This is a genomic window from Streptomyces alkaliphilus (assembly GCF_014141535.1).
GTDB classification, from domain to species: domain Bacteria; phylum Actinomycetota; class Actinomycetes; order Streptomycetales; family Streptomycetaceae; genus Streptomyces; species Streptomyces alkaliphilus.
This window is the reverse complement of sequence record NZ_VKHT01000859.1, coordinates 1-2,170: the sequence shown is the minus strand read 5'-3', so window position 1 is coordinate 2,170 and position 2,170 is coordinate 1. Positions and strand designations below refer to the sequence as shown.

Sequence of the window (2,170 nt, the reverse complement as noted above, 5' to 3'; positions counted from 1 at the left end):
CTGTCGGCCGGGCGATCCGCTGGTACACCGCCGCCACCCCGCCGTGGCGGCCCCTTCCCATGGGAGTTTTCGTTGAACGAGTCATCACCCGCCGTCTCGCTGGCGCAGTCCTCCCCCACCGTGGGCGTGTTCCGCGAGCGCGACGGCGCGCTGGAGTGGAGCGGCCGGCAGGAGACCCTGCTGATCGAGCCGTGGGGCCCGGACTCCGTACGGGTCCGCGCGCGCCTCGGCGGTCCGGTGCTCCACGGCCTGCCCGGCGCGCTCGACACCGAGCGGCCCCCGGCCCCCGACGCCGCCGTGAAGATCGGGAACGGTACGGCCGTCCTGGTGAACGGCTCGGTCACCGCCGAGGTGGACGCCGAGGGCATGATCCGCTTCCTGGACTCCGCCACCGGTGGGGAGTTGCTCGCCGAGGAACGCGCGCACTTCTGGTGGCCCGGCCCCCGTCTGTACACCGCCACCGGCAACGGTTACCACCGGCTGGAGCAGCGGTTCGCCGCCCACCCGGGGGAGAAGCTGTACGGCCTGGGCCAGCACCAGCACGGTCTGCTGGACCAGAAGGGCATCGTCCTGGACCTGGTGCAGCGCAACGCGGAGGTCTCCGTCCCCGTGCTGGTCTCCAGCCGGGGCTGGACGATGCTGTGGAACAACCCGGCGGTCGGCCGGGTGGAGCTGGCGGAGAACGGCACCCGCTGGGTCGCCGACAGCGCCCGTCAGATCGACTACTGGATCACCGCCGGCACCCCCGCGGACGGGCAGCGCCGGTACTCGGCGGCCACCGGTCGCAGCCCGATGCTGCCCGAGTGGGCGGCCGGGTTCTGGCAGTGCAAGCTGCGCTACCGCACCCAGGAGGAGCTGCTGGAGGTGGCGCGCGAGTACAAGCGGCGCGGGTTGCCGCTGGCCGCGATCGTCTGCGACTTCTTCCACTGGACCCACCTGGGCGAGTGGCGCTTCGACCCGGCCGAGTGGCCGGACCCGGCCGCGATGGTGCGGGAGCTGTCGGAGATGGGCACCACCCTGGTGGTCTCGGTGTGGCCGTCGGTCTCCCCGCTGAGCGAGAACCACCCGACGCTGGAGCAGCGCGGCTGGTTCATCGGCACCGAGTACGGGCCGATGGCGCACGCCGACTGGCCGGACAAGGAGGTCGCCGAACCGGTGCAGGTGGCTTTCTACGACGCGACCAACCCGGAGGCGCGGGAGTTCGTCTGGTCGCGGATCCGGGAGAACTACCTGGAGCCGTACGGCATCAAGGCCTTCTGGCTGGACGCCTGCGAGCCGGAGCTCAAGCCGGGCTTCGCGGGCAACCACCGCTATCACGCCGGGCCGGGGCTGGAGGTCGCCAACCTCTACCCGCGCGAGAACGCCCGCGCCTTCCACGAGGGGCTGACCGCCGCCGGCGAGGAGACCATCACCCTGAACCGCTCGGCGTGGGCGGGCAGCCAGCGGCACGGCGCCGCCCTGTGGTCCGGGGACATCGGCACCGACTTCGCCACCCTGCGGCGGCAGATCGCGGCCGGCCTGAACACCGCGCTGTCCGGCATCCCGTGGTGGAACACCGACATCGGCGGCTTCCACGGCGGTGACCCGGGTGACCCGGCGTACCGCGAGGTGATGGTGCGCTGGTTCCAGTTCGGGGCGTTCTCGCCACTGATGCGCCTGCACGGTTTCCGGGACCCGGCGATGCCACTGGGCCCGGACATGACCGGCGGACCGAACGAGGTGTGGTCCTACGGCGAGGAGGCCGGCGCGATCCTGGAGGAGTACGTTCGGCTGCGCGAACGGCTGCGTCCGTACGTCCTGGAGCAGATGCGGGCGGCGCACACCGAGGGGTTGCCGGTGATGCGCCCGCTGTTCCTGGACTTCCCGGACGACGCGCGGGCCTGGGACATCGCCGACTCCTACCTCTTCGGTCCCGATGTGCTGGTGGCGCCGGTGCTGGAGGCGGGGGCGCGCGAGCGCGCGGTGTACCTGCCGGCGGGGGCCCGATGGACCGACGCGTGGACCGGTGAGGAGTACGCGGGCGGCACGGAGGTGACGGTGGCGGCACCGCTGGAGCGGATCCCGCTGTTCCTGCGGGACGGTGCGGAGCTGCCGTTGCGCGCCCGCTGAGGGACCGGGTGCCGTCCCGGCACGGGGGTTCGCGACGGCACCTAGGCGGGGCGGGACGGGG

At 72.8% G+C, this 2,170-nt stretch carries 1 protein-coding gene; it reads left to right on the top strand.

Annotation, left to right across the window (positions count from 1 at the left end; genetic code table 11):
- Positions 1-72 precede the first annotated feature (72 nt).
- Entirely contained in the window at positions 73-2,109 is a 2,037-nt protein-coding gene (locus FNQ90_RS20530) for a glycoside hydrolase family 31 protein (RefSeq protein ID WP_182607713.1), read from the top strand.
- The last annotated feature ends 61 nt before the right edge of the window (positions 2,110-2,170 follow it).